This window comes from Robertmurraya sp. FSL W8-0741, assembly GCF_038004005.1.
GTDB lineage: Bacteria > Bacillota > Bacilli > Bacillales > Cytobacillaceae > Robertmurraya > Robertmurraya siralis.
Genome location: NZ_JBBOQG010000001.1, coordinates 3,262,211 through 3,289,201 on the forward strand (window position 1 = coordinate 3,262,211; position 26,991 = coordinate 3,289,201).

General features: G+C 37.7%; 28 protein-coding genes. 9 read left to right on the plus strand and 19 right to left on the minus strand.

The features are described 5' to 3' along the window. Window positions 1-8 precede the first annotated feature (8 nt). From pyc to NST02_RS15810, 3 genes are all read right to left on the minus strand, one after another. Window positions 9-3,449 carry a pyruvate carboxylase gene (gene pyc, locus NST02_RS15800; protein ID WP_340949266.1) on the minus strand — a complete coding sequence of 1,147 codons (3,441 nt, stop codon included), beginning with the start codon at window positions 3,447-3,449 and terminating at the stop codon, window positions 9-11. A 320-nt stretch (window positions 3,450-3,769) separates the two neighbouring features. Further along, a complete protein-coding gene (locus NST02_RS15805) occupies window positions 3,770-4,975 on the minus strand; it encodes an FtsW/RodA/SpoVE family cell cycle protein (protein WP_095313176.1) in 1,206 nt (401 codons plus the stop codon). 177 nt (window positions 4,976-5,152) lie between these two features. Next, on the minus strand, window positions 5,153-5,434 hold the full coding sequence (locus tag NST02_RS15810; RefSeq protein ID WP_095313178.1) for a YlaN family protein: 282 nt from the start codon (window positions 5,432-5,434) through the stop codon (window positions 5,153-5,155). 305 nt (window positions 5,435-5,739) lie between these two features. Between NST02_RS15810 and NST02_RS15815 the strand changes: the two genes are divergently transcribed. Further along, on the plus strand, window positions 5,740-6,237 hold the full coding sequence (locus tag NST02_RS15815; protein ID WP_095313180.1) for a hypothetical protein: 498 nt from the start codon (window positions 5,740-5,742) through the stop codon (window positions 6,235-6,237). Between the two features lie 117 nt (window positions 6,238-6,354). Here NST02_RS15815 and NST02_RS15820 read toward each other — a convergent pair whose 3' ends face one another. Continuing rightward, entirely contained in the window at window positions 6,355-7,683 is a 1,329-nt protein-coding gene (locus NST02_RS15820) for a PhoH family protein (RefSeq protein ID WP_095313182.1), read from the minus strand. Window positions 7,684-7,910: 227 nt separating this feature from the next. On the opposite strand from NST02_RS15820, the gene NST02_RS15825 reads away from it, so the two are divergent. Continuing rightward, the gene (locus NST02_RS15825; RefSeq protein ID WP_095313184.1) at window positions 7,911-8,507 is read left to right on the plus strand and encodes a YhcN/YlaJ family sporulation lipoprotein; all 597 of its coding nucleotides are present in this window, start codon (window positions 7,911-7,913) and stop codon (window positions 8,505-8,507) included. 46 nt (window positions 8,508-8,553) lie between these two features. Here NST02_RS15825 and NST02_RS15830 read toward each other — a convergent pair whose 3' ends face one another. Beyond that, a complete protein-coding gene (locus NST02_RS15830; RefSeq protein ID WP_095313186.1) occupies window positions 8,554-9,009 on the minus strand; it encodes a pyridoxamine 5'-phosphate oxidase family protein in 456 nt (151 codons plus the stop codon). A gap of 232 nt (window positions 9,010-9,241) precedes the next feature. Here NST02_RS15830 and NST02_RS15835 point away from each other — a divergent pair, with 232 nt between their 5' ends. After that, the gene (locus NST02_RS15835; protein WP_095313188.1) at window positions 9,242-9,442 is read left to right on the plus strand and encodes a YlaI family protein; all 201 of its coding nucleotides are present in this window, start codon (window positions 9,242-9,244) and stop codon (window positions 9,440-9,442) included. A gap of 638 nt (window positions 9,443-10,080) precedes the next feature. Here the strand turns inward: NST02_RS15835 and NST02_RS15840 are convergent. The 3 genes from NST02_RS15840 to typA are packed head-to-tail and all read right to left on the minus strand — an operon-like array spanning window position 10,081 to window position 12,560. Then, a complete protein-coding gene (locus tag NST02_RS15840; RefSeq protein WP_095313190.1) occupies window positions 10,081-10,368 on the minus strand; it encodes a hypothetical protein in 288 nt (95 codons plus the stop codon). Between the two features lie 11 nt (window positions 10,369-10,379). Further along, complete coding sequence (locus NST02_RS15845; protein ID WP_095313192.1) at window positions 10,380-10,694, minus strand: YlaH-like family protein; 315 nt, start codon at window positions 10,692-10,694, stop codon at window positions 10,380-10,382. Between the two features lie 36 nt (window positions 10,695-10,730). Next, complete coding sequence (gene typA, locus NST02_RS15850; protein WP_095313194.1) at window positions 10,731-12,560, minus strand: translational GTPase TypA; 1,830 nt, start codon at window positions 12,558-12,560, stop codon at window positions 10,731-10,733. Window positions 12,561-12,769: 209 nt separating this feature from the next. Here typA and NST02_RS15855 point away from each other — a divergent pair, with 209 nt between their 5' ends. Next, window positions 12,770-12,949, plus strand: coding sequence for a YlaF family protein (locus tag NST02_RS15855; protein ID WP_095313196.1), 180 nt, complete (start codon window positions 12,770-12,772; stop codon window positions 12,947-12,949). 43 nt (window positions 12,950-12,992) lie between these two features. Here the strand turns inward: NST02_RS15855 and NST02_RS15860 are convergent, their stop codons facing one another. Then, window positions 12,993-13,790: an inositol monophosphatase family protein gene (locus NST02_RS15860; RefSeq protein WP_137742792.1), complete on the minus strand. Its 798-nt coding sequence runs from the start codon at window positions 13,788-13,790 to the stop codon at window positions 12,993-12,995. Between the two features lie 220 nt (window positions 13,791-14,010). Further along, window positions 14,011-14,205, minus strand: coding sequence for a hypothetical protein (locus NST02_RS15865; protein WP_095313200.1), 195 nt, complete (start codon window positions 14,203-14,205; stop codon window positions 14,011-14,013). Window positions 14,206-14,528: 323 nt separating this feature from the next. On the opposite strand from NST02_RS15865, the gene NST02_RS15870 reads away from it, so the two are divergent. Next, complete coding sequence (locus NST02_RS15870) at window positions 14,529-15,149, plus strand: DUF1054 domain-containing protein (protein ID WP_212933410.1); 621 nt, start codon at window positions 14,529-14,531, stop codon at window positions 15,147-15,149. A gap of 248 nt (window positions 15,150-15,397) precedes the next feature. Here the strand turns inward: NST02_RS15870 and NST02_RS15875 are convergent, their stop codons facing one another. After that, the gene (locus tag NST02_RS15875; RefSeq protein WP_095313205.1) at window positions 15,398-15,667 is read right to left on the minus strand and encodes a UPF0223 family protein; all 270 of its coding nucleotides are present in this window, start codon (window positions 15,665-15,667) and stop codon (window positions 15,398-15,400) included. Between the two features lie 256 nt (window positions 15,668-15,923). Between NST02_RS15875 and NST02_RS15880 the strand changes: the two genes are divergently transcribed. Both NST02_RS15880 and NST02_RS15885 read left to right on the plus strand, forming a co-directional pair. Continuing rightward, window positions 15,924-17,393: an aminotransferase class I/II-fold pyridoxal phosphate-dependent enzyme gene (locus NST02_RS15880; protein ID WP_095313207.1), complete on the plus strand. Its 1,470-nt coding sequence runs from the start codon at window positions 15,924-15,926 to the stop codon at window positions 17,391-17,393. Between the two features lie 265 nt (window positions 17,394-17,658). Continuing rightward, a complete protein-coding gene (locus NST02_RS15885; protein ID WP_095313445.1) occupies window positions 17,659-17,775 on the plus strand; it encodes a GapA-binding peptide SR1P in 117 nt (38 codons plus the stop codon). Between the two features lie 154 nt (window positions 17,776-17,929). Here the strand turns inward: NST02_RS15885 and NST02_RS15890 are convergent, their stop codons facing one another. Continuing rightward, a complete protein-coding gene (locus NST02_RS15890; RefSeq protein ID WP_095313514.1) occupies window positions 17,930-18,229 on the minus strand; it encodes a DUF3055 domain-containing protein in 300 nt (99 codons plus the stop codon). Between the two features lie 198 nt (window positions 18,230-18,427). Between NST02_RS15890 and NST02_RS15895 the strand changes: the two genes are divergently transcribed. Continuing rightward, window positions 18,428-18,859, plus strand: a complete 432-nt coding sequence (locus tag NST02_RS15895) for a DUF1885 family protein (protein WP_095313447.1) — start codon at window positions 18,428-18,430, stop codon at window positions 18,857-18,859. Window positions 18,860-18,890: 31 nt separating this feature from the next. Here NST02_RS15895 and NST02_RS15900 read toward each other — a convergent pair whose 3' ends face one another. Together NST02_RS15900 and NST02_RS15905 are read right to left on the minus strand one after the other, a co-directional pair. Beyond that, on the minus strand, window positions 18,891-19,718 hold the full coding sequence (locus NST02_RS15900) for a polysaccharide deacetylase family protein (protein ID WP_321177974.1): 828 nt from the start codon (window positions 19,716-19,718) through the stop codon (window positions 18,891-18,893). A 70-nt stretch (window positions 19,719-19,788) separates the two neighbouring features. Further along, window positions 19,789-20,025 (minus strand): hypothetical protein, encoded by a 237-nt coding sequence (locus NST02_RS15905; RefSeq protein WP_137742791.1) that lies wholly within the window; start codon window positions 20,023-20,025, stop codon window positions 19,789-19,791. 184 nt (window positions 20,026-20,209) lie between these two features. Between NST02_RS15905 and NST02_RS15910 the strand changes: the two genes are divergently transcribed. Further along, on the plus strand, window positions 20,210-20,587 hold the full coding sequence (locus tag NST02_RS15910) for a small peptidoglycan-associated lipoprotein (protein ID WP_137742790.1): 378 nt from the start codon (window positions 20,210-20,212) through the stop codon (window positions 20,585-20,587). 301 nt (window positions 20,588-20,888) lie between these two features. Here NST02_RS15910 and lpdA read toward each other — a convergent pair whose 3' ends face one another. From lpdA to NST02_RS15935, 5 genes are all read right to left on the minus strand, one after another. Further along, complete coding sequence (gene lpdA / locus NST02_RS15915; protein ID WP_095313453.1) at window positions 20,889-22,301, minus strand: dihydrolipoyl dehydrogenase; 1,413 nt, start codon at window positions 22,299-22,301, stop codon at window positions 20,889-20,891. A gap of 4 nt (window positions 22,302-22,305) precedes the next feature. After that, window positions 22,306-23,598: a dihydrolipoamide acetyltransferase family protein gene (locus tag NST02_RS15920; protein ID WP_095313455.1), complete on the minus strand. Its 1,293-nt coding sequence runs from the start codon at window positions 23,596-23,598 to the stop codon at window positions 22,306-22,308. Between the two features lie 103 nt (window positions 23,599-23,701). Continuing rightward, the gene (locus tag NST02_RS15925) at window positions 23,702-24,679 is read right to left on the minus strand and encodes an alpha-ketoacid dehydrogenase subunit beta (protein WP_095313457.1); all 978 of its coding nucleotides are present in this window, start codon (window positions 24,677-24,679) and stop codon (window positions 23,702-23,704) included. Window positions 24,680-24,682: 3 nt separating this feature from the next. Next, a complete protein-coding gene (gene pdhA, locus NST02_RS15930; protein ID WP_212933406.1) occupies window positions 24,683-25,798 on the minus strand; it encodes a pyruvate dehydrogenase (acetyl-transferring) E1 component subunit alpha in 1,116 nt (371 codons plus the stop codon). Between the two features lie 510 nt (window positions 25,799-26,308). Next, the gene (locus NST02_RS15935; RefSeq protein ID WP_095313462.1) at window positions 26,309-26,986 is read right to left on the minus strand and encodes a YkyA family protein; all 678 of its coding nucleotides are present in this window, start codon (window positions 26,984-26,986) and stop codon (window positions 26,309-26,311) included. Window positions 26,987-26,991: the final 5 nt, after the last annotated feature.

The window sequence follows — 26,991 nt, forward strand, 5'->3', positions numbered from 1 at the left end:
GCAGTTTTTTATTTGGTAAGCTCAATCAGTAAATCACCCGTTTGGATTGCCTCCCCGTTAGAAACAAAAATGTCTTTGACCATACCGGAAAATGGAGCTTGTACCGTTGTTTCCATTTTCATTGCCTCCGTTATCATAAGATGATCGCCTCTTTCGACCTTCTCACCTTTTTCTACAATAACTTTTACTACTGTTCCAGGCATGGAAGCGGCGATATGCTGCTCATTTTTCGGATCTGCTTTCACTTTTGAGACAACTGTTGATTTGATACTTTCATCTTTCACAATCACCTCTCGCGGCTGTCCATTTAACTCAAAATAAACAATTCTCGTTCCATCTGGTTGCGGTTGTCCCACTGAGACTAATTTTACAATTAACGTCTTTCCCTTTTCAATTTCAACTTCAATTTCTTCACCTAGTCTCATCCCATAAAGGAATGTAGGAGTATCTAAAACAGATAAATCGCCAAATTTGTCTACTGTAGCCATATATTCTTTAAACACCTTTGGATATAGGGAGTACGCAATCGCTTCAAAGCTTGTTACCGGTCTTCCCAGCTCTTTATATAACTCTGCCTTAATAGCCTCAAAATCAACCGGCTCTAATAATTCACCTGGACGAACCGTAATTGGTTCTTTGCCCTTTAGAATGACCTTTTGCAATTCTTTCGGAAATCCTCCTGTTGGCTGGCCTAAATAACCTGAAAATAATTCGACAACAGAATCTGGGAAATCAAGGCTGTTACCTTTTGCCAGAACATCCTCTTCACTTAACTCATTTTGCAGCATGTATAAAGCCATATCACCTACGACTTTTGATGAAGGAGTAACCTTGACAATGTCACCGAACATTTGGTTAACGCGCGCATACATTTCCTTCACATCATCCCATTTATCACCTAATCCAACTGCTTTTGCCTGCTGTTGAAGATTGCTATATTGCCCCCCCGGCATCTCATGCTGATAGATCTCCGTATGCGGCGCCATCATTCCACTCTCAAAATCCTGATAAAATTTCCGCACATCCTCCCAATAATGTGCCAACTGTTCCAGTGTAGAAATATTAATATTCGGCTTTCTGTCGGTCCCCTCAAGAGCATAATATAATGAATTAGCGCTTGGTTGCGAGGTTAAGCCTGCCATCGTACTTAATGCAACGTCAACAATATCGACACCTGCTTCGATTGCTTTCGCATACGTGATAATGCCATTTCCGCTTGTATCATGGGTATGGAGATGAATCGGAAGATCTATTGTTTCCTTCAACTCAGATATCAATCTATAAGCAGATTGCGGCTTCAAGAGGCCTGCCATATCTTTTATTCCAAGAATATGTGCGCCTTGCTGCTCTAGTTCCTTCGCAAGATTTTTATAGTACTGCAAATTATACTTTGTCCTAGCTGGGTCTGAAATATCTCCCGTATAACAAATGGATGCTTCAGCAATTTTCCCTGTTTGTCTAACTGCGTCAATAGCCACTTCCATTCCTTTAACCCAGTTCAAACTATCAAAAATTCGGAAAACATCAATGCCTGCGAAAGCTGATTTTTCTACAAATTCGCGAATAACATTATCAGGGTAGTTTTTATAACCGACTGCATTAGATGCCCTTAGAAGCATTTGCAATAGTACATTCGGCATTTGCTTTCTTACGGTTAGAAGCCGTTCCCAAGGATCTTCTTTTAAGAAACGATAAGCAACATCGAATGTTGCGCCGCCCCACATTTCAAAACTAAACATTTCTGGAAGAAGTTTTGCTGTCGGTTCGGCAATATGTTTAATATCCGTCGTACGTACACGAGTTGCCAGGAGGGACTGGTGAGCATCGCGAAATGTTGTATCTGTTAATAGCACTTTTTCCTGCTTTTTAACCCATTCGACCAGTCCTGCCGCACCTTTTTCATCTAAGATCTGCTTCGTACCGCTTTGATAGGGAGCTGTTAATTTAAGTTTAGGGATTCTAGGTGTATCGAAAACCGGACGTTTCTTCTTTTCGATCCCGGGAAAACCGTTTACTGTTACATTCGCTATATATGTCAGCATTTTAGTTCCCCGGTCTTTACTTACAGGGAATAAAAACAATTCTGGCGTCTTATCGATAAATGAAGTATCATACTCGCCTGAACGGAATTTTTTATGCTTTACGACATTAACCAAAAATGGAATATTCGTTTTAATGCCACGAATTCGAAATTCTTGAAGATTTCTTACCATTTTCGATGCTGCATGTTCAAAGCTCAATGCATGTGTTGATAGCTTTACAAGCAATGAATCATAGTATGGAGTAATAATGGCGCCGGCAAAGCCGTTCCCTGCATCTAAACGAACACCGAAGCCTCCACCAGAACGATATGCATTAATTCGACCTGTATCAGGCATAAAGTTATTTAATGGGTCTTCTGTAGTAACACGTGATTGGATCGCATAACCATGGATTTTAATATCTTTTTGCTCAGGTATCGCTACTGTTTCAGAATGGAGGGAATGACCTTCTGCCACCAGAATTTGCGATTGAACAATATCAATTCCCGTTATCATTTCGGTAATCGTATGTTCTACTTGAACACGCGGATTCACTTCTATAAAAAAGAATTCTTCATTGGCAACAAGAAATTCCACCGTCCCTGCATTCAAGTAATTGACATTCTTCATAAGATTAACTGCAGCAACACAAATTTCTTCTCGCAATGAATCGGAAATCGATACACATGGAGCAACTTCTACTACTTTTTGATGACGGCGTTGGACCGAACAATCTCTTTCGTATAGGTGGACAATATTGCCTGCCTCATCTCCAATAATTTGTACTTCTATATGCTTCGGATTTTCAATGAACCTTTCCACATACACTTCATCATTCCCAAACGCCGCTTTAGCCTCAGACTTTGCCCGATCGAAAGCTTGTTCTACCTCATCCATGCTTCTGACAATCCTCATGCCACGACCGCCTCCGCCAAGAGATGCCTTAATAATTAGGGGGAATCCATATTTTTGCCCAAATTCGAGCACCTCTTGTACATTTGAAACCGGACCATCACTGCCAGGGATGACAGGTATTTTGGCTAGTTGTGCCTGAGTACGGGCTTTTACTTTGTCACCAAACATATCTAAATGATGCGATTTTGGGCCGATAAAAATTATTCCCTCTTCCTCGCACCGTTTGGCAAAATGAATGTTTTCTGATAAGAAGCCATAGCCAGGATGAATCGCATCGACGTCACTAGCTTTTGCAATTTCAATAATTCCGTCTATATCCAAATAAGCATCGATCGGTTTTTTTCCTTCACCAACTAAATAAGCTTCATCTGCTTTGTAGCGGTGGTAGGAGCCGGAATCTTCTTTTGAATAAATAGCCACTGTACGAATATTTAATTCGGTGCACGCTCTAAAAACACGAATTGCAATTTCCCCTCTATTTGCAACTAAAACCTTGTTAATCTTTCTAACCATAAGAACACCTCTTTTATCGATATTTTTCATTTACGGTTTATAGCATACTAGCAATTTTTTATTGCTAGTCGGCCATTTCGATGATCTACATACTATAAAAGCACAAATTTTGAAATTATTAAAATATATAAAATTTTATTATTATATTCTACTATAGTTAGATAGAATTGCACAACGCTAGAAAAATGGCTCAGCAAAAAACGGCTCCTTTTTTAGCATCATTCAGTCATACTTTATCTCTTCTGCCATTTTCCCGTACCAGCAAAAATCGTCTTTGCCATTAACGTTGTGCAATCGTTATTTAATCAAAAAAACAATCATTACGCTTTAAATTCACTTTTTTTATTGGGCCGAACGGTGGGTCCTTCCATATTAACTTTGGATTTATATTTTGCTTCGTAATTAACAAACATAGAAACATTAACTAAAATCCCCATTGCAATTGATAATTGTAGCAACGAAGAACCGCCATAGCTTACAAATGGCAGAGGAATTCCCATAAGTGGGAAAATGCCTGAAATTCCAGCTAGGTTGATAAATGTTTGAATTCCGATCATACTCGCAATCCCGATCGCAAGGAGACTCCCGAACGGATCTTTCCCCTTTAGCCCAATGAAGAGTCCTTTTAATACAATATAGCTTAATGAAATAAGAACAAAACCAACTCCAAACACGCCAAGTTCTTCAGAAATGACTGCCATTATGAAGTCAGTATGCGGCTCAGGCAAGTATCCTAATTTTTGAATGCTCTGCCCTAAACCGAGGCCCTCAACTCCTCCTCCTCCGATTGCATAAAAAGAATTAACAAGGTGATAGCCACTATCGTCAGCAACACCTTCTGCAAAAGGATCGACAAGGACTTTAAATCTATCGAGGCGAGTGGCAGAGAAGATTTTATCGCTTAAAAACAACACAAGCGGAATAGACATCACTCCACCAAGTGCGCCAAGCTTGAGAATGCTTTTAAAGTTCATTCCAGAAGAAATAATAATCGTCCCTGAAATTAAAAGAATAATCGCTATAGTTCCGTAATCCGGCTGTAAAGCAATTAAAAATGAAACAAGAATGATAAATACTAAAGGCGGTAAAACCCCAGTATTAAATTGGTTTATGTATTGCTGCTTTTTAGCGTAAACAGCTGCTAAATAGACAATGACTGCTACTTTCACAAATTCCGAAGGCTGCAGTCGGATTGGTCCAAAATCAAACCAGCTCCGAGCATTCCCCGCGATCGTTCCAAATTTTAAAACCCCAATCAATAATATGAGGGAAATAAGCACGATAGGAATTAACACTTTATTATTTAAATAAAGCTTGTACGGAACAATAGCAAAAAATAAAAAAACGACTAATCCTACCAACAAAAATATTTTTTGCCTGATAAAAAAATGATCACTTTCAAAACCATACCTCTGCATCGCTGTGACCATACTAGCACTATAGACCATAACGAGACCGAACAAGGACAGTAATATAACGACAATTATAAGTGAATAATCGTATGATTTTAGTACTTTTTTTAGCATCCTATCTCTTCCTTATCTCCATTTATTCTATTGTTTTTTAATAGAAGCACGTTATCAAAAACATATGTAAAAAAACTCAAACGATTCTTCCGTAACGTTTGAGTTTTTTATTTTAGTCTTTTTCGTGTAGATATTATTCAATGTTCTATCTACCGATTCCTGTAAGAAGGAATGACCTTATTTTTTTTGTGAAGCTTCATGCAAAGCTGAAAGTTCCCTTTCTAATTCATCCAAAATAGCTTTCCCTACTCTATCCTCGATTAAACCGAGGCGAACTGCAAAATCTATTTCTCGAGATAACCCAAACATCTGCGTGTCCAATACCTCTTCATATAAAGGGCATTGCGGCATTGTAAGATTATCCATCTGCACTTTAATTAGCTTCAATATTTTATCAGCATCAGCCTTTAACAGAGCATTTGCCTTTTCACGATGATCGATTATCATTTCTGACGCCAACTTGATCCCCCCCGTTTCCGAGCGATTATCCTTCTATAAATTCTAACCTTATAAGAGGAAAAAAGCAAGTAGATTAGGATGATCACTGGATTTTCATCATAAGATTTCAGAAAAACTGAAAATATGACATTTTCATACATTATCGGTATACTATTAGAAAAGCGGAAGCAAATTTCTTTAGCACAACTGCTAACTTAAATGCGCCGATAACTAGTATTAGCCAACATTCATACAAAAATAAGATGTTGAATAACCGCTTTTGCATGTCCATTCACAACGACAAACACAGAAAGTTGAGGGAAACAATGGAATCAATCGTTATGTTATCTGGAAATGTAAAATATACGATTACTTTAGATCCAAGTGTTTGGATTTTCGACGATCGACGCCAAGACCTACTAACCTATTTCGAAAAGCAACATGATGAAAAAAATTCCCTAGAGGAGTATACAAAAGAAGTATCAAAACATTGGGATCGGGAAATTATGGAAGGTGCCATTTTACCTCCAACATTAAAAACCGAGGAAAAATATTTAAAAGAAGAGCTGTTAACAGGTACTTTTTGCATTCCTTTTAAGCCTTTCCTTTTGAACGCTGAAGTTCTTGAACATGCCAAAACAGTGATAATCGAAACAGTTGACGACTCTGTCACCGTCCCTTTAGCAAAAGCGGAGGAAATGGTGCTTGGCTTTTCTGAAGACGGAAAACCATTGAAGGAAGATGGACCGATACATTGCTATTTTGGGGATGGTTCAAATTATGCAAATCCAATCAAAAATGTAAGGGCATTCCGAGTCGAGTAATATAAAACTGAGCTAATTTAAAATTATCGATGAATTATGTTTAGAAAAGCAAGTGGAGAAGAAATGTATTACATCTCTCACTCCACTCGCTTTTTTGCATGACCATTTTTCAGTCCACTAAAGCAAATCTGCAGCTAATTGTGCCAGCCCTGATCTCTCTCCTTTATAGAGCTTTACATGACCAGCGATAGATTGACTTTTTAATTTTTCCACAACATATGTAAGCCCGTTGTTATAAGCGTCTAAGTACGGGTGATCAATTTGCTCCGGGTCCCCCATTAAAACAATTTTACTTCTTTCTCCAACCCTAGTAAGGATTGTTTTCACCTCATGCTTTGTCAAGTTTTGAGCCTCATCAATAATGATAAATTGATCAGGGATGCTTCTACCGCGAATATAGGTTAATGCCTCCACTTCGATCGAACCCATGCCTGCTAAAATCGCATCCAACTCCCCAGGTTTTTTCACATTAAATAAATATTCAAGATTATCAAAAATCGGCTGCATCCACGGGCGCAGTTTTTCTTCTTTTTCGCCAGGTAAAAACCCTAAATCCTTTCCGACCGGAACAATCGGCCTTGCCACCAGTAATTTTTTATAGTCTCCATAATCTTCTGTCTGCATCAATCCTGCCGCTAACGCTAGCAATGTTTTCCCAGTACCGGCTTTCCCTATCAACGTAACTAAAGAAATGTCTTTCCGTAATAAAAGTTCAATGGCCATTGTTTGTTGGACGTTTCTCGAACGAATTCCCCATATATGATCATGATCAAAAACAAGCTTTTTAACGGTCAATCCCGTTTGATCAACCATTCCAATGGCGGAAGTCGATGAACCTAAGGAATCCTTCATCAAAATAAACTGATTGGGATATAAGGATAAATTACCAAGCTCTGATAATGGAAGTTCTTTTTTTTCATAAAAGCTATTTAGTACCGTAATATCAACAAATTTCTCAATAACTCCTGTATAAATATGATCATTTTCAATCACTCGATCACTGAGAAAATCCTCTGAATATAAGCCGATCGCATCTGCCTTCACCCTGACAAGAGCGTCTTTGCTCACCAAAATCACTCGTTTACCATCTATTTTTGTTTCCTCTTCCAATGATAAATTTTTGGCAACTGCTAAGATGCGGTTATCATTTGTTTTTTCCACAAAAATATCCTGAAGCTGATGAAATGAGCGGTGATTTAACTCAATTCGTAACGCGCCGCCATTTTCAAGAGGAATTTTTTCATGGAGCTTTCCAGCTTGTCTTAAGCCGTCAATGAGTCTTGATACTTGTCTCGCGTTTCTTCCAATCTCGTCCATATTGCGCTTTTTCGAATCCACTTCTTCAAGTACAACTGCTGGGATTACTACTTCATTATCCTCAAATGAAAATATGGAATATGGGTCTTGCAACAAGACATTTGTATCTAACACATATATTTTTGTCAAATCTATGCCTCCTGCTCCTCATAGGTCTTTTTTAGGCTTCAGATCCTGATTTTAAGCCCGTTATCCACTCGTTGATTAGATAAAGCTTTGTAAAATATATGTTTTCCCGAATAAAGATAGAAGAAATTTTGCACAATAATCATAATGATTCTCTTAGTAAATTGAAGGCAGATCAAGAACTTGTACATCACTCTCATTCTTCAACAAATTTGGAGGTGCCATACACGATGAAAAATAAACTTTTCGTGCTCCTTCTCGTATTTATCATTACAGGCTGTGGAGCAAATCGAAATGAAGCAAATGAAACAAATAATCAACAGCAAGCATTAAATGTACGAAACTCTACAATTCAAAACGTTGACCGTAAAAGCGGTCAAGAAATTTCCCAACACCTTGTTGACTTAGCTGCAAGCATTCCAAATGTAAATGATGCCGCAGCAGTCGTCCTTGGAAATTATGCCATTGTTGGAATTGATGTAAATGAGGATCTGGAGCGCTCAGAAGTGGGTTCCATTAAGTACTCTGTAGCAGAGAGCTTAAAAAATGATCCTCATGGTGCACGAGCTGTTGTCGTAGCCGACCCAGATATGACGGCAAGAATAAGGGAAATTGCCAATGACATTCGTGACGGAAAACCCATTCAAGGAATTTTTAACGAGCTTGCTGATATTTCTGGAAGATTAATGCCCGAAATACCAGCAGATATGGTTGATCCTGATGCAAAAGAAAACACCGTCGATAAACCGAAAGAGCAATTAAACAATCAACAATCTAAAAAATTGGAGGAAAAACAAAAAGAACAATCCAATCGCCATTTAGATTAATATTGCAAGAAATGCGAACAACAAAAGAGCTTAGCACAAAATGCCGCTAAGCTCTTTTCATTTCATCCATAACCTGACGATCTAAGCGCATTGCTGCTTCTTGATCGTATGTTTTATCATATTGCGGTTCAACAATAATCTTTGAACCATAAAACATTACGTCCCTTACTTCAAGAACATTAATCTTTACTAACGCAAGCTTCAACGGAACATTTTCCATCAGTTCAGCTTCTAGTGTCGCTTCTCCGCTAATAGAATACGTACTTTCATTAACAATGACATTTAAAACGACTTGATTGTTCTCTTGAATATTTTGGACAATTCTGGAACGATTATCGACAGCAAAAAAGATCGTTTTCTCATCCTTGGCAAAAATCCATGAAATTGCATTAACATTGGGTCCGCCTGTTTCATAGTCAACCGTTGCTATCGTGACGAAGCGTTCTTTTTTTAATTCATCAAGTAGTGGCGTGATTAAAATGGGTTCCACTTGATTGGCCATTCCTATCCCTCCTACCATTCCATCCCAATATAATATTATAACCATGTTACCACAAATTCTAATGAAGAAATGTTAAAAAATATGCTTTTATTGATGATTTTTGTAAAACCATCCGACTTGCCACATGTAACGGCAACGTTATAATATTTACAAGCTAAGACTTTTTCTCTTGAGAATGGTATACTAGAAAGAATGAAACCAATATTGTCTAGTAAAATAAAGAGGTGTAATAATGAGAGTTAAATGCGTAATTTGTGACAATATAGAATCCATTGACGATCATTCTTTTCAAGCAAAAAAGTTAAGAAATCGCCCGATCCATACATTCATGTGCAAATCCTGTGAAACAAGAATTACCGAACGAACGAACGAGAGAATTGCGACGGGAAATTTTAGACTATATCGTTCCAACAACGAAGAAGAAGATTGGTGAACAAAAGCGAAAAAGGAAAAACCTTCTGAGTTATTGAAAGGTAAATCTGGAGTGCTCGCCCTCCCTTAGAGCTGTACTAAAAGTGTGATTCTACACCAACTTTACGTCTCATTTCCTAAACGAAAAAGCTTGCTCAAAGCATTTGCGGGACCGATAAGACCTGCTGAAGCGACTGCGAGGCCACTGAAAAAGTTTTTAGTGGTCTTTTTTTGGCAGAATTTCTAGAGCTGCTGTCCTCTATTCTGTCGGGGTAGAAAACAAATGACATTGATTCCGGCAAGGAAGTTAGCTGTATATTAACGCTGTTAATCGAATTGAACTCTTGCAGACCTCATTTGTTTCAGTCAGTCGAATTGAGAGCATAATTCGTCCTTAAAAATTTCACTTGCTCCGAACGAAGAGACTTCTCATTCGGACTGGAGACTTCTCGCTTTCCCGGTTATGTCCGTATACACCTCTTAGTGAGCTCCGCATCCGCTGAGGCTCACCGCACGCTCCCCCGGTAAGCAAGCACCTGGGGCGGCAACGTATTTTAACCGCAATGCCAATCCCAAAATACCAAACGATACCGAGATATAATACTCTCGATGCCTGGTTGACAAACAAAACTCCGCTCAAAGCTTTGAGCGGAGTTTTTGTTATTGCGGATAATTGCGATACTTTTCTGGTTGCTGGTTAATCTGATTTAACATGATTTCAATTAATTCTCGGGGAAACCTTTGCTTTTTTCTTTCACCCTGTTCATCAAAGTGAACATAGTACATGTCTTCATCCTTGGAAACTTCAATATTCGAAAGCATATGCTTTTCTAACAAAATGTCATAAAACATTTTCTCTGTTTCAACGGCGGCTGTATCCTCCGGGCGTGCATCAATCACAATTTTGATCGTTAACCAATTATAGATTGCATCTTGAACTGAATTCATAGTTTTCCCCTTTACACTTCATGTTCTTTATGTTTTCTCTCTTGATGTAAGCGAATTTTATATATGATTAAAATGAGCGCTGCCACCACTAACCCTTCCGCAATCGGCAAAAACACGGCAAAAAAGGTTAAAATGGTACATCCGAATATTAAGAAGGCATAAATAATAATGTTCTGTAATAAAGGTAACTTTCTGGCAAATCCTAATTTAAAGACGATCACACAGAGAATGATGACAGTAATATAAAGCAGCCACATTCCCAATTTAGGATTCTCATCCACTTTAAACAGTGCAGCGAAAAAAGTCAGGCGTTCAGTAATATCCATTCTCCATTACTCCCCTTTTAAAGCACTTTTTTTCTCTTAAACAGTTTTCTTTTTCTTCGCAACTCTTTCTCTTTCCCCTTTATCAAGGATCTTTTTGCGAAGTCTGATTGATTCAGGTGTCACTTCTAAATATTCATCCTCATTTAAATACTCCAATGCTTCTTCAAGCGACATAATACGCGGCTTTTTCATTGTAGTCGTTTGATCTTTAGTCGCAGAACGCACGTTTGTTGCATGCTTAACCTTTGTGATATTAACCGTAATGTCATTCTCACGGTTATGCTCTCCAACAATCATTCCTTCATAAATCTCAGTCCCGGCATTGACAAAGATGACGCCCCGATCTTCCACTTGCATTATACCATAAGTTGTTGCTTTCCCGGATTCCATTGAGACAAGAACTCCTTGACGTCTTCCCCCGACCTGACCTTGGGCAATTGGCTGATAGCTGTCAAAGCTATGATTAATAATTCCATATCCACGAGTCAATGTTAAAAATTCGGTCGTATAACCGATCAGTCCACGTGCTGGCACCATAAAGATAAGACGCACTTGACCAGAACCATTATTGATCATGTCAAGCATTTCTCCTTTTCTCGCACCAATTGACTCCATTACAGCACCTGTATGCTCTTCAGGTACATCAATTTGCACACGTTCAACAGGTTCACAGCGAACACCGTCAATTTCCCTCACAATTACTTCTGGCTTAGAAACTTGAAGTTCATAGCCTTCACGACGCATGTTTTCAATAAGAATTGATAAATGAAGCTCGCCTCGACCTGACACAATCCAAGCATCCGGCGAATCGGTATTCTCAACCCTTAAGCTAACATCTGTTTGTAATTGCGCCCGCAACCGCTCTTCGATTTTTCTAGAAGTTATAAACTTACCTTCTCTTCCTGCAAAAGGACTATTATTCACAAGGAATGTCATTTGTAAAGTCGGTTCATCAATGCGCAATACAGGGAGTGCTTCCTGATGCTCAAATGGACATACCGTCTCACCAACATTAATGTCTTCCATCCCAGATACAGCGATTAAATCCCCAGCGTACGCTTCTTGAACTTCCTGACGTTTTAATCCAAAAAAGCCGAATATTTTTGTTACGCGGAATTGCTTAACCGTGCCATCAAGCTTCATCAAGGCGACCTGCTGACCAACCTTCATCGTTCCACGAAAAACACGACCAATTCCAATTCTTCCAACATAATCGTTATAGTCAAGCAAGGCAACCTGGAACTGTAAGGGCTCTTCTCTATTATCAATTGGCGCTGGAATATGTTCAACAATCGTATCATATAATACTTGCATATTATCATCTTGCTGCTCAGGATTTGCACTTGCAGTACCATTAATCGCCGAAGCATAAACTACAGGAAACTCCAATTGATCTTCATTTGCGTCCAACTCAATAAATAGATCCAAAACTTCATCAATGACTTCTTTCGGACGAGCAAAATCACGATCAATTTTATTAACAACAACAATTGGTGTTAAGTTTTGTTCTAATGCCTTCTTTAAAACAAAACGAGTTTGCGGCATACAGCCTTCATAGGCATCGACTACTAATAAGACACCATCGACCATTTTCATGATTCGCTCCACTTCACCGCCAAAGTCTGCGTGGCCAGGAGTATCTAAAATATTGATTCTAGTGTCCTTATATTGAATCGCAGTATTTTTCGCCAAAATCGTAATACCACGTTCTCTCTCGATGTCGTTAGAATCCATTGCACGTTCTTCAACATGCTCATTTGTGCGGAATGTCCCCGATTGTTTTAATAATTGATCGACTAGGGTTGTTTTCCCGTGGTCAACGTGTGCAATGATCGCAATGTTGCGAATATCTTCTCTTATCTTCAAAAATTCCACTCCTACCTTTATTCATCTTTACTCTATTTATTATTCTGTAGCCTAACTGAAATATTATAACATAAACAATGTAGAAACCTATACGCTTTTTATGTTAAATTAGATGAAGAAATGGAAAGGAAAGCGCCTTCGAAATGAAAAAAAGGGGGTAAATCCATTTTCAGAGGAAGCTGTCCTATACTTAACAGGGGGAACTTATAGTGAGTAACATTAAATGGCCATTCTTATTTTTAGCAATAGCTGCAGTTGCTTGTATGGGGGGAGTAGGTATTGCTATTAGCTATCGAAGCATAATCGGGGCTGTATTTTCCCTTATTGCATTTATAGTCGTAATGGGGTTTGGCTTTACTTTAAAACGGAAATATAAAAATGAAAGCTGAGTTGATAGAATCTCTGTCGACTCAGCTTTCATTTTTGTAAAATTTACCATTTTTTATTTCCTAAATACTTCTTTAAAATCTCTTCATGGAGTCCAGGTTTAGAAATAAATATTGAATTTTCGTCTAATAGTTGAATTGGCTCACCTTTTAATGTGCTTGCTACTCCTCCCACTTCTTCGATAAGTACTAAACCACCAGCGAAATCCCAAGGAGAAAGGCGTAGGGTCATATAGGCATCCAGCCTTCCAGCAGCTACTTGGGCAATTTCAATTGCTGCAGAACCGTATGACCTTGTCCCACGAGCATCCTTTACTAGCGCCCCCAAAATAGCTGGGTCAATTCTTCTATTCGGTGTGACCCATGTCGCATTTATGCCAATAATCGCTTGAGAAACAGTGGCTTCTTCAAGTGTGTGTAAACGTATATTATTCACGAAAGCCCCTTCACCTTTTATGGCATGGTACAGTTCATCATGAACCACATCATAAATAAGACCGATCTTTCCGACCCCGTTCTCATATATTCCAATAGAGATAGCAAAATTTCTCTGCTGATGAACAAAGTTCATGGTGCCATCGATCGGATCAATGATCCAGACAACTCCAGATAACTCTTTTAATGTGTCACCATTCCCTTCCTCTCCTAATACTTTGTGTGCTGGATACCGCTCTTTTATTTTCGTAATAAAAAAACGCTCTGTTTCTTTATCAATATTCGTGACAAGATCATTGGCATTCGATTTAGTTTCTATATTAAGAGTTGTTTTGAAAGATTCTTTAATCCTCTCTCCGGCTTCTTTTATCCAGCTTGAGGCACTTGCAAAAATCTCATTATTATTCACTTAGATCGCTTCCCATCTTCTATAATTAGTTCTTCTCACTAGCGTAGATCAAATTAGTGTACGGTTCAACTAATTTTACTTTTCCCAAATTAAATTTCATCGACACGTCTCAATCGTTTAAAAAAAATAAAAACGAACACCTACCTTGTTCATAGGAGTTCGCTTTCAACCCGAATACTGTTCCATTTTTCTGAGCATTTATTCATAATTCCCCTTGCCACTATAATGCCTTTAAACGTAAAAGTTCTGCTCGAATTCTTTCAAGCTTTTGCTTTGATTTTTCCTTTTGATCATCATTATCTTCAGCCATCGCATCGAACAATGTTAATAGCTCATAATCCAGTTCCAGCCTTAAAACAGCTTTTCTTTCCTTTTCTAAATCTCTCTTTTTTAACGTATTCATCAATTGCTTCATAAAACAGACACTCCTTTCGCTTTATTAAAACGCTCTTTTAATAAAGATTCGTAAATTATGAACTTTTTAAAGGTGTTTAATAGGCTGTTTGTATTGTTTTTTTTCATGTTAATGTCGTTAAAAAATTCTAACTTTTTATATATGATATGAGGATTTGATTTTGGATGCAACTAATTTGTGTTATCGCCTAATTATGACGTGATTCGATTTATTCCGCCATACTTCATTGAATGGTTTCGAAAGTAGGGCGCAAAAGGCTTGATATTTTTTGTTTTGAGGGTGATTATGCTACAATATTTGACAAAGGTCTGAGGAGGGAAAGTATGAAATTATCTAGTTTTACCGATGCTGATTTTAATGTATTTAAAATAGATGGCTTTGAAGATAGAATGGAAGCACTTAAAGAAAATATTAGTCCAAAGCTTGATGCATTAGGTCACCATTTTGCACCAACATTATCTACCCTAACTGGCTCGGAAATGTATGCTCATGTTGCGAAGCATGCGAGAAGGACAGTGAATCCACCGAAAGATACGTGGGTTGCATTTGCCGGCAATTCGCGCGGTTATAAGATGCTACCACATTTTCAAATTGGTTTGTGGGAAACACATGTTTTTGTTTGGTTTGCTGTAATATATGAAGCAACAAATAAGGCTGAGTTCGGAAAAACATTAGAGAAAAAGCTAACATCGATCTATAAAGATACACCTAAGGACTTTGTTTGGTCTGGTGATCATACAAAGCCTGATGTAATTCCACATAAGAATCTGAAAAAAGAGGAATTAAAGGCTTTGTTTGAGCGTTTACAAACGGTTAAAAAAGCTGAGATTCTCTGCGGCTATCAAATTCCTAGAGAAGAAGCGGTTGCGATGTCAGGCGATGACTTTGTTAAAAAGGTTGAACAAGTATTTAATCAATTAATACCCCTTTACAAAATGGCTTAAACTTGTGAGAATGCCCAATTTAAAAAGCAAATTAAGTTTCAGGCCTTCCATTAATCTAGACTTTGTTAAAAATATTGTTGATAAATCAGCATCTACAAATAACAAATCCTTAATTTAAAGGAATTTACTTCCAATCATTTTTTCTATTCAAAAATAAAAAACTAGCTGATGAGACAACAATCCACCAGCTAGTTTTTGCGTTACACCTTTCGCAATCAAAATCAGCAATTCTCTGCCGAGAACTCCTTTTACATTTTAATCATTTGTCCTTGTTCACTTTCCTTCGCTTTTTTAATGGTGCGATAAGAAGAATAACCGCTGTTCTCTTCAAACTCACCACATAGCTTTTTTTCCTCTGACTTACTTGGAACAATCTCTTTAAATCTTCGATACGATGCCATTAAAACATCCCGTTCAATTCCTCTTTCATATGCTGCTTCAATGTGTTCGAAAAATTTAATCACGTCAACAATTTCTTCCGTAGACCAATGATAGTCAATTGGATATTGATATTCCATGTTTACATCCGCTCGCTTTCCTTAACTACAGTGATTTTAGCGTCTCTTTTCAAGAAAAGCAAATTATCTTCCTTTTTCCTAAAAAAATAATGGCAGCTTCCGGTTATTTTCGTGTTTCCTTCAAAAACTATCAGTATTACGTTAATTTTTCTTTGCACTGGTACGGATTAATGCTATAATTCATTTGTTTTCCTTCATTATGATAAAGATAATACGATGAAATACTTATATTTTAATAAAGAGGTGTGGAAATACTTTGTCACAATTTGAAACACCGTTATTTAACGGTCTACTTGAACATGCAAAAAAGAATCCAATCCAATTCCATATTCCCGGACATAAAAAAGGGGTCGGAATGGATGCTGATTTTCGAGAATTTATCGGTGACAACGCATTATCTATCGATTTAATTAATATTGGACCACTGGATGATTTGCACGCTCCAAAAGGAATTATTAAACAAGCTCAAGATTTGGCAGCAGAAGCATTCGGGGCCGACTATACTTTTTTTTCAGTCCAAGGAACAAGCGGTGCGATCATGACCATGGTGATGACTGTATGCGGACCTGGAGACAAAATTATCGTTCCCCGAAATGTGCATAAATCGGTAATGTCGGCGATTGTCTTCTCTGGTGCCATCCCCATTTTTATCCACCCAGAGGTTGATGAACAGCTCGGCATATCTCATGGAATTACGACTGATTCTGTAACAAGAGCAATAGAACAGAATCCTGATGCAAAGGGATTACTTGTCATTAATCCGACCTATTTTGGTATATCCGCTGATTTGAAACAGATTGTGGAGATAGCCCACTCTTTTGACATCCCCGTGCTGGTCGATGAAGCACATGGAGTGCATATTCATTTTCATGAAAAACTGCCAATGTCGGCAATGCAGGCAGGAGCAGATATGTCTGCCACAAGTGTTCATAAATTAGGTGGTTCTATGACACAAAGCTCCATTTTGAATGTAAAAGAAGGGCTTGTTTCCCCAAAAAGAGTTCAAACAATTTTAAGCATGCTGACGACGACATCGACTTCTTATTTGCTGCTTGCGTCTTTAGACGTTGCTCGTAAGCAATTAGCTGTAAAAGGGCATCAATTAATTGAAGAAGCCATTCAACTGGCTCAATATATGCGTCATGAAATTAATCAAATCGAACATTTGTATTGTGTCGGAGCGGAAATTCTCGGCTCCATGGCTACCTATGACTATGACCCAACGAAATTGATCATTTCGGTGAAAGAACTTGGAATCACTGGTTACGAGGTCGAAAAATGGCTGAGAGGAATGTATAATATTGAAGTCGAATTATCTGATCTTTATAATATCCTATGTATTGTGACCCCTGGAGACACAAGGCGGGAGGCAGATATTTTGCTCAAAGCCCTTAGAGAGCTCTCAAAAAACCGGATCAGGAAAACAGAACAAGTGGAAAGTAAAGTGTTATTGCCAGATATCCCTTTACTTGCATTAACTCCTCGAGATGCATTTTATGCTGAAACTGAACTTGTACCATTTGATCAATCTGAAGGAAGAATCATTGCGGAGTTTATAATGGTATATCCTCCTGGAATTCCGATTTTTATTCCTGGAGAAATTGTCACGAAAGATAATCTCCTCTATATTAAGAAGAATATCGAAGTTGGTTTACCCGTACAAGGACCAGAGAATTTTGATGCACGGATGCTGAGAGTGATAAAAGAACATAAAGCGATCCAATAAAAAATAAACCTGACTTAGCGTCAGGTTTCAGACCGTAGACAAGCTCGAGGAGTTCGAGTTTGTCTACGGTCTATTTTATTTTAAAATAAACTTTTCATATTTAATAAATTCATTTTTGAAGTTAATTGTCAAACAAAATTGATTTAATGTGTTATACAATTTTAACTTGAATATTTAAATATGTTATATTATTATTTAATTAACAGCTATTAAACGCTTACATTCCTAAGTTTATGACAACATTAATAAAAAAGGAGACTGGAAAATGGGTACAATCGTTTGCCAAACATGCGAATCAACTGTTGAGCATTTCGAGGATGAAAAGGTAACTATTCTGTACGCCAAATGCAACTGCTGTCAATCTTCAAAAGAAGAAAAATAAAATTTTCTAATCCTTCTTTCAATGATTGAGCATGTCCTGTCATTATTTCAGACATGTTCTTTTTTCATTCTCATCAAATTTAGACTACTGCAAAAACGAAATTATTACCTATTGTAATAGTCAGAACGTAAAAAAAGACCAAATAGGTCTCATCTTATTCATATTGAGGTTCAAAAGGAATATGTGGAATTGCTGTTTTAAAAAACTCAATTAAATCCGATGCCTGTTGTTCATCTTGAATGCGGAATGCAGATTGAATATATTCAATATCAGCGAGGTCTTTCGAGTCGAGGAGTGTTGAGCGGCCAGTTTGCATACAAACGACTAAAGGCTTACCAAAAAATTGATTCGTGTAGACAATACCAAAATCATATCGTGTTGTCTCCGTCACAAATCCAACAAATCGCACCTTTGCTTTTTCGTGCTCATCATATAACTTATGAAAATATTCCATCATCGTTATCGCCTCCTTTTTATTGTAATATTCCCAATTTTATTATAGTTGATCAAAATAAAGAAAACAACGATATTACCAAAGTGTCAAAATATCGTCAACTTTCCTTTTTCTCTGTTGTCACCTATCTGAAAACTTTGCTAGAATAGAAGAGGATGATGATCTACTTTATCTTTGGGATAATTAGGGGGATGGGACATGTCTAGTCATGCATACATAAGACTCGTACCTTCATCAGAAAAGGAAAGCGTTACCACTGATGAAGTAATCGAACTATTCAATTATTATAAAAATATTACCAATAAAACCGGTGATCAGCTTAATTGGGAATACAGGGAAGCTGCCTTCCCGTATGAGATTGTCGAAAAACCCGAAGGAAAGGGAAAGTGGTTTTATCTAAAATCAAAAGAAGCGAATTACAATATCATTTTAATCGGTGTTGATAAACAGACTTTACATCAAGAAGAAGCGCCATTAGAACAAACGTATATTCAAATCACCCTACCAGAAACCTCAACATTTGGAGATAAAGGAAAAGCAAACGAATTCTGTAAGTTTCTGGCAAAAAAACTAAAAGCTGAACTGCAACTATTTAATGGACGAATCATGTATTTTTATCCACGAAAATAGGCAAGGACAAATATTTGTCCTTGTCCTTCATTTATTCAGGGACCTCTATAAGATCTGGATCTACTATTTCATAGCCTTTCTCCTGCAACCCTTTAACAATCCCTTCTAAAGCTGCACTTGTCCATTTTCGATCATGCATTAATAAATTTGCCCCACTATTTAAGTATGGACTATTAATCATTATTTCCGTCAACGCATCTTTTTCCTGAAAACCTTTTTCCCAATCATATCCGTACGTCCAATTCATAACAACCATTTTTTCTTCTACTGCTATTTTTTTAGACTCGTCAGTGTTTGCCCCATATGGAGCTCGGAAAAACTTTGGTCGTTCACCTGTAATCTCCTCTACTAGATCATTTACAGCGATAATCTCCTGTAACTGTTTTTCCTGATCAAGATTAGTTAAATTTTGATGAGAGTAGGTGTGATTGCCAATGGTAAATCCTAGATCATGAATTTCTTTTAAAATTGTTGCTTTTTCATGCGTGTCAATAAAATGGCCGTTTACAAAAAAAATTGCTTTAACACCTAATTTTTTTAATGTATAAGCCATTTCCAACGCATGCTTATCCGGTGCATCATCAATTGTTAGTAAAACAACTTTTTCGTTTGCCTCCTCTATCGGAACAACCGCCCAAGTTCTGTCATCGATCTTATATAACGGTTCATCCGTCTCAGCACCATTTGTTTCCAGCCCTTCCTCATTTAATAATTGCTTCCCGTTTTCCTTTTCAATCAATTCATTCTGATCCTCATCGACCAATTGCTTATCAGTTTTTGCTAGAGAATCATTTGAATTTTCATGACTGCAGCTAACCAAGAGAAGACTAGTTGCCATAAACACTAACCACCGTTTCAATGCTGTCACCTCAAAATAATTACGAATTTTAATATATCCCTATTATTTTATCCATTCATTTTCATCATTGCTAGAAAAGGTTCAAAAAAATATGAATGGCACAATAGACAGTTAAACTAACAAGGGTGACAAAGATCGTTTTTTTTGTTGACTTCAAAATCAAATTACTAGCAACCATCCCTAAATAGACAAATACGAAAAACATCGCAACATTATAAATTATTTGATCATATTTAGAAAGCGATTCAAATAAAGTATAAACGCTCCAAATCATAAGCTGAATTAATATGACAATATAATTTCTCAACTTATATCACCTACTTAAGTATACAATATTTACTAGCATTCTATGATTTCAATTCGAATGATATTTTTCAATTATGTATCATTTAGGTGACATCCCCTATTTATTTTGGTCTCTATGCTACTATATGGGTAATTACGCGTTATTTACTGAACAGAATTTCTTATTTGAATGTGAGGCTATTTCAATGAATTTCGCACCTATAATAATTATTATCTTATTCATGATGATATCTGCATGCCAAAAAAGCGATGCTAAAAGCATCGAGATTGATAGTAGCGTTAAACAAGTTCTCTTTTTTTCAAATGAAACAGAACATGGTAATCTTCAAATGGAAGCTCCTTATTACGATGCGATTATTGAATTGCGGCAACGCTTTCCAGAAGAATTCAGTGAGATAAAAACTTTTGCTCCCACTACTGATAAAGACATTTTTACAAAGCTTGAGGTTCAAGATTGTCCAGCGATTATCATCCTTCACAACGATGAAGTTTTAGCACAAGTAGCAGGTGAAAGCTCTAAAGAAGAAATCCTTCAACCCATCGAAGCTGCATTAACGAATTAATTATTTTGATATGCTCTTTTGAAAGCTCGATTCACAAAAGGTTAGCAAACATTTTTTACAAATAAAAAACGATTGCTGCAAACAGATTGAAGGACAATAGAGCTGTTCTGCACTACACTCTAGTTAAGATAGCTGCGAATCGGTTGCCAAACATTTCCTTTGTTCTTAGAGCCGTACAAACCTTATAACAGGAAAACCCCTTTTATCCACCATAAAATAATACTCAAATAATTACAAAAAAAAGCTGATATCAAAAAGTCGTTTCAACGACCTTTTGACACAGCTTTCCTTTATTGTTACCTTATTTAATAATGTGAATTGGGCTGCCAATTGCTACTTCTGCAGCTTCCATTGTAATTTCACCTAATGTTGGATGAGCATGAATGGTCATTGCTAAATCTTCAGCAGTCATTCCCGCTTCGATCGCTAAGCCAAGTTCTGCTATCATATCAGAAGCACTTGGTCCAGCAATTTGTGCGCCAATAACAAGTCCATCCTCCTTACGAGTAACAAGCTTTAAGAAACCTTCTGCAGCATCTAAAGCAAGGGCACGACCATTCGCAGCAAATGGAAACTTCGAACCGACCACTTCGATTCCTTCATCTTTCGCTTGTTTTTCTGTATAGCCTACAGAAGCAAGCTCAGGATCAGAGAATACAACTGCTGGAATTCCAAGATAATCAATTTGCGCATTATGACCTGCAATCGCCTCTGCCGCGATTTTTCCTTCATAAGATGCTTTATGAGCTAATTGTGGTCCAGGGACAATATCACCTATCGCATAAATGTTAGGGATATTTGTACGGCATTGTACATCAATATTGATGATTCCACGTTCAGTCATATCAATTCCAAGTTGGTCAAGACCCATTTCATCAGTATTTGGACGACGGCCTACAGTTACAAGAACATAATCTGCTTCAACTGTTTTTTCTTCACCTTTAGCTTCATACGTAACAACTACGCCATTTTCATTTTCAACGACACCTTTGGCAAGTGCATTTGTAACGATATCAGCACCTTTTTTCTTTAAGTTGCGGGCTACAATAGAAGACATTTGCTTTTCAAATGCTCCTGCAAATAATTCACCGCTACCTTCAAGAATCGTTACTTCAGTTCCAAAGTTTGCGTATGCAGTTCCCAGCTCAACTCCAATTACCCCTCCACCGATGATAACGAGCTTCTTTGGAATTACAGGTAGGTTTAAAGCACCTGTTGAGTTGATAACACGATTAGAATACTTAAAAGTAGGAAGCTCAATCGGACGAGAGCCTGTAGCGATTATTGCATTTTTAAAAGTATATGTTTGGGCAGAGTTATCATCCATGACACGAATTGTGTTAGCGTCAACGAAATATCCTTCACCGCGAACAATTTCTACTTTGTTTCCTTTTAATAAACCCTCTACACCAGAAGTTAGCTTATTTACAACGCTACCTTTCCATTCTTGAACCTTCGAGAAATCAACTTTTACATTTTCAGCAGTAATCCCGATTGATTCAGAATGTAAAGCCGTTTCATAGCGGTGACCTGCAGCGATTAATGCCTTAGAAGGGATACAGCCAACATTCAAACATACGCCACCAAGATTTGCTTTTTCAACAATTGTAACTTTTTGTCCAAGTTGTGCCGCACGAATTGCTGCTACATAACCACCAGGACCTGCACCAAGGACAAGTGTATCTGTTTCGATAGGAAAATCTCCAACTACCATTTTATTACGCCTCCATTAACATTAATTCTGGATCATTTAATAAGCGTTTAATATGATTTAGGGCATTTTGCGCAGTAGCACCGTCAATCATACGGTGGTCAAAGCTTAATGAAAGTGCGAGCACAGGGGCTGCAACAATTTCACCATCTTTAATCACAGGCTTTTCAGCAATGCGTCCGATACCAAGAATGGCAACTTCCGGATGGTTAATTACTGGAGTAAACCATTGCCCACCAGCAGAACCGATGTTAGAAATTGTACAAGAAGCACCTTTCATTTCGTCTGGAGCTAATTTACCATCACGAGCTTTTCCTGCTAATTCATTGATTTCTTGAGAAATATTGAAAATCGACTTGCGGTCTGCATCCTTCACAACGGGTACTAATAAACCTTTTTCTGTATCAGCCGCAATCCCAATATTGTAATAATGCTTATGAATAATTTCATTTGTAGCATCATCTAATGAAGTATTTAAAGCAGGGTATTCACGCAATGCACTTGTTAGAGCTTTTACTACATACGGAAGGAATGTAAGCTTAATTCCTTTGCCTGCAGCAACTTCTTTGTACTTCTTACGATTTGCTACAAGGTTCGTTACATCGACTTCATCCATAAGTGTTACATGTGGAGCAGTATGTTTAGAATTCACCATTGCCTTTGCAATTGCTTTACGAATTCCGCTCATTTTCTCACGAGTTTCCGGGTATTGACCAGCTGGAATTGGAGCAGATGCTGGTTTTGCCGCTTCAGCCTGTGCTGCTGGTGCATCTTCAGTTGTTGTAGAAGCAGCCGCTGGTGCCCCACCATTTAAGAACGCATCAATATCATCTTTTAGTACCCGGCCGTTATCACCCGAACCTGTTACTTGACGAATATCAACACCTTTATCACGAGCATATTTGCGAACAGAAGGCATTGCAATAATGCGACGGTTTGGATCAGCAGGTTCTGCATTGGCTCCTGCTTCTGCTGCTTCTGCTGTTGCTTCTGGCTGAGCAGCTGGTGCGTCTTTAGGAGCTTCTTCACTTTCATCGCCTTTAAATTTAAGATCTTCATATCCAGGTGCATCAAATGTAATTAATACCTGCCCTACAGTTGCCACTGTTCCTTCATCTACTAGAACTTCCTCAACTGTACCTGCAACAGGAGATGGAATTTCAACAACAGCTTTATCGTTTTGTACTTCACAAAGTACATCATCTTCTTGGACTTTATCGCCTGGTTTCACGAACCATTTTACAATTTCACCTTCATGGATACCTTCACCAATATCAGGCAGTTTAAATTGGAATGACATGGATTCATCCTCCTAAAATATTCTTGTTTGTATGCCGTTTGATCGAATTTAAGGGTAATGGACAACCCATCTCCCTTAAACACGGTCTATTCGTTCAATTTTTTTAGAAATTAAGTACTTTTTTGCTTGTTTCAATAATATCTTTAACGTTAGGAAGCCATACAGATTCAGCTTGTGGAAACGCAAATACTGTATCCGGTGCAGCAACACGTAAAACAGGTGCTTCAAGACTAAGGATTGCACGATCGTTAATTTCAGCAACAACTTGCGCTGCAATACCAGCTTGTTTTTGTGCTTCTTGAACAACAATTGCACGACCTGTTTTTTCAACTGAAGCGACAATTGTGTCAATATCAAGCGGAGCTACTGTACGTAAGTCCACAACTTCAACAGAATGTCCTTCTTTTTCAAGTTCTTCGGCTGCTTTAATTGACTCATGAACCATTGCACCATAAGTGATGATTGAAAGGTCAGTACCTTCACGCTTCACTTCAGCCTTGCCAAGCGGAATTGTATATTCTCCCTCTGGTACTTCTTGTCTAAAGGAGCGGTATAATTTCATATGCTCTAAAAAGATTACTGGATCGTTATCACGAATAGCTGAAATTAATAACCCCTTTGCATCATAAGGTGTGGAAGGGATAACCACTTTCAAACCTGGTTGTTGTGCCATTAAGCCTTCTAAGCTATCAGCATGCATTTCAGGTGTGTGCACTCCACCACCAAATGGTGAACGAATCGTAACCGGCGCATTATAACGGCCACCAGAACGGTAACGCATACGAGCTAATTGACCGGAAATAGAATCCATTACTTCATATACGAATCCAAAGAATTGGATTTCTGGAACAGGACGGAAGCCTTGTAAACTTAGACCAACTGCTAAACCACCAATACCAGATTCAGCTAATGGTGTATCAAACACACGATCTTCCCCAAATTCTGCTTGGAGTCCTTCAGTTGCACGGAAAACCCCACCGTTTACACCTACGTCTTCTCCGAACACTAATACATTCGGATCATTTTTTAATTCAGTGCGTAACGCATCCGTGATTGCTTGAATCATTGTCATTTGCGCCATGGCTTACTTCGACTCCTTCTCTTTATATATTTCATATTGCTCCTCTAGGTTATGCGGAAGCTCTTCATACATAATTGAGATCAAATCCGTTACCTTTTGCTTCGGAGTATTATCTGCTTCTTTAATCGCTACTTTAATATCTTCTTTAGCTTGTTCAATTGTTTCATTTTCCAACTCTTCGTTCCAAATCCCTTTTTTCTCTAGATATTTGCGGAAACGAACAAGTGGATCTTTCTTTTCCCATTCGTTATCTAAATCAGACGTACGGTAACGTGTTGGGTCATCCCCAGCCATTGTATGAGGACCATAGCGATATGTCATCGTTTCAATTAATGTTGGCCCTTCTCCATTAATAGCACGCTCACGAGCTTCTCTAACTGCACTGTAAACAGCCAGTGGATCCATTCCATCAACAACAATTCCCGGAATACCAGCGGCAACTGCTTTTTGTGCTAATGTTTTAGCAGCAGTTTGCTTTTCACGTGGTGTTGAAATCGCAAATTGATTGTTCTGAATCATAAAAATGGCAGGAGATTTATAAGCACCTGCAAAGTTGATCCCTTCATAGAAATCACCTTGAGAAGTTCCACCATCACCTGTATACGTAATGGCAACCGCTTTTTGACCACGTTTTTGCATTCCGAGCGCAACTCCAGCAGCTTGCACATATTGAGCCCCGATGATGATTTGTGGAGAGATTACGTTAACACCTTCAGGAATATCTCCACCTTTGAAATGTCCTCTTGACCATAGGAAGGCTTGAGATAACGGTAAACCATGCCAGATAAGCTGTGGAACATCACGGTAACCAGGAAGGATAAAGTCTTCTTTTTCTAACGCAAATTGCGATGCTAGTTGTGAAGCTTCTTGTCCAGCAGTTGGTGCATAGAAACCAAGACGACCTTGACGATTTAATGAAATAGAACGCTGGTCAAGTATTCTTGTATAAACCATGCGTTTCATTAGTTCCTGTAGTTGTTCATCACTTAAGTTCGGTACAGCCGCTTCATTTACGACTTCTCCCTCTTCATTAAGTATTTGAAATGTTTCAAACTGCTCTTCTACCTTTTCAAGCTGCTTCTTTGCATCAAAACTAGCTTTATTTGTTTTAGAAGCCATTAAAAGTCACCCTTTCATACAAAATATATTAAAGTACAAATATTTTTGGTTCCCATGTTTGCTTCCATTTCAAGCTATGTATGGGAAAGAAAACAATATTATAGTACCCAAATCTATCTCATCTTAGAAATAATACACTTATCTGAGAATGGTAAAGCGCTTTAAACACACATGATTACGAATAGTTTTCCTCAATCTGTTTGAAATAAAACGCTCCCTTTAAAACCAGTTGTCGGCAAAAGCTGTACTATAATTTCAGAGAGATAAATTGATACAACTACAAACTTCGTTTTTAGTGTACACTAATCAAATCAGCCACGTCAATTACTAAGCTTCAAGTTTTTTAATCTATTCACGTTTTTTAATGTGTTAAATATTTATCAAACTGTATCATTAATATACAATTTCTGTACTATAAAAAATAAAACAATGATAGCGCTGTTATAATAAAGAAAATTATATAATAATAATTATAAAACAAAAATGAAAGGAATCGAATTTTCGATTCCTTCAGCTTTCTTGCTCTTCACTTATTTCTATTCCAGCAGCTTTGTAAAATTCAAGTTTAATCTCATTGTATTGTTTCGTATACTCGTTGAACTCTTCATTAGAATCGAGAACAAGCTTATACGTATCATTTATTTTTGTAATTTGTTCTTCAAGCTCATCAATCGATAATCCTTCTTCCTGAAACATTTGGTACAGTTCTTTATCATATTCAATCCCCTTCATATAATTATCAAAAAGGGTATCATGAGTGGCAAATCGTTTCTGCATTGTTTCGTAAAGCCCATTCGCTTTAGTTTTTAATTCACCTTCATCAAGCTTTTCGATTAAAGGAACAAATTTTTCAAACTCCTGTTTCGATGCTTGGATGCTTTCTTCTTCTTTTTGCATATGCTCTTGCCTTTTATCAACAATTGTTAAGGCCTTTTCAGAAAGTGATACAATTTGCTCAAATTCCTTCATTCCTAAGCCGATAATCTCACTGTATATTTCCTTTTCTTCTTTCTCTAGTTCTACTAATGGCTGCTGCTGCTTTTCAAAGTCTTGCTCTAAATCGACGACATTTTCTAACACAGCATACATTTCATCCGTAGTAGTGGTTCGATTAAAACAGCCCGTCATAGCAATGATAGTTATGAAAATAAGCAATAAAAACGGATGCCTCCAATTGAAAATTGACACTTTGT

What these genes read in the sequence shown, in the direction of transcription:
- NST02_RS15885 (WP_095313445.1), top strand. Translation starts at nt 17,659, where the DNA reads ATGGGTACAATCGTTTGCCAAACATGCGAATCAACTGTTGAGCATTTC.
- lpdA (WP_095313453.1), bottom strand. Translation starts at nt 22,301, where the DNA reads ATGGTAGTTGGAGATTTTCCTATCGAAACAGATACACTTGTCCTTGGT.
- pdhA (WP_212933406.1), bottom strand. Translation starts at nt 25,798, where the DNA reads ATGGCTTCTAAAACAAATAAAGCTAGTTTTGATGCAAAGAAGCAGCTT.
- NST02_RS15910 (WP_137742790.1), top strand. Translation starts at nt 20,210, where the DNA reads ATGAATTTCGCACCTATAATAATTATTATCTTATTCATGATGATATCT.
- NST02_RS15845 (WP_095313192.1), bottom strand. Translation starts at nt 10,694, where the DNA reads ATGGATATTACTGAACGCCTGACTTTTTTCGCTGCACTGTTTAAAGTG.
- NST02_RS15890 (WP_095313514.1), bottom strand. Translation starts at nt 18,229, where the DNA reads ATGGAATATTTTCATAAGTTATATGATGAGCACGAAAAAGCAAAGGTG.
- NST02_RS15895 (WP_095313447.1), top strand. Translation starts at nt 18,428, where the DNA reads ATGTCTAGTCATGCATACATAAGACTCGTACCTTCATCAGAAAAGGAA.
- NST02_RS15835 (WP_095313188.1), top strand. Translation starts at nt 9,242, where the DNA reads ATGAGAGTTAAATGCGTAATTTGTGACAATATAGAATCCATTGACGAT.
- NST02_RS15920 (WP_095313455.1), bottom strand. Translation starts at nt 23,598, where the DNA reads ATGTCATTCCAATTTAAACTGCCTGATATTGGTGAAGGTATCCATGAA.
- NST02_RS15830 (WP_095313186.1), bottom strand. Translation starts at nt 9,009, where the DNA reads ATGGCCAATCAAGTGGAACCCATTTTAATCACGCCACTACTTGATGAA.
- NST02_RS15825 (WP_095313184.1), top strand. Translation starts at nt 7,911, where the DNA reads ATGAAAAATAAACTTTTCGTGCTCCTTCTCGTATTTATCATTACAGGC.
- NST02_RS15875 (WP_095313205.1), bottom strand. Translation starts at nt 15,667, where the DNA reads ATGGAATATCAATATCCAATTGACTATCATTGGTCTACGGAAGAAATT.
- NST02_RS15925 (WP_095313457.1), bottom strand. Translation starts at nt 24,679, where the DNA reads ATGGCGCAAATGACAATGATTCAAGCAATCACGGATGCGTTACGCACT.
- NST02_RS15865 (WP_095313200.1), bottom strand. Translation starts at nt 14,205, where the DNA reads ATGAAGCAATTGATGAATACGTTAAAAAAGAGAGATTTAGAAAAGGAA.
- NST02_RS15870 (WP_212933410.1), top strand. Translation starts at nt 14,529, where the DNA reads ATGAAATTATCTAGTTTTACCGATGCTGATTTTAATGTATTTAAAATA.
- NST02_RS15805 (WP_095313176.1), bottom strand. Translation starts at nt 4,975, where the DNA reads ATGCTAAAAAAAGTACTAAAATCATACGATTATTCACTTATAATTGTC.
- NST02_RS15840 (WP_095313190.1), bottom strand. Translation starts at nt 10,368, where the DNA reads ATGAATTCAGTTCAAGATGCAATCTATAATTGGTTAACGATCAAAATT.
- pyc (WP_340949266.1), bottom strand. Translation starts at nt 3,449, where the DNA reads ATGGTTAGAAAGATTAACAAGGTTTTAGTTGCAAATAGAGGGGAAATT.
- NST02_RS15815 (WP_095313180.1), top strand. Translation starts at nt 5,740, where the DNA reads ATGGAATCAATCGTTATGTTATCTGGAAATGTAAAATATACGATTACT.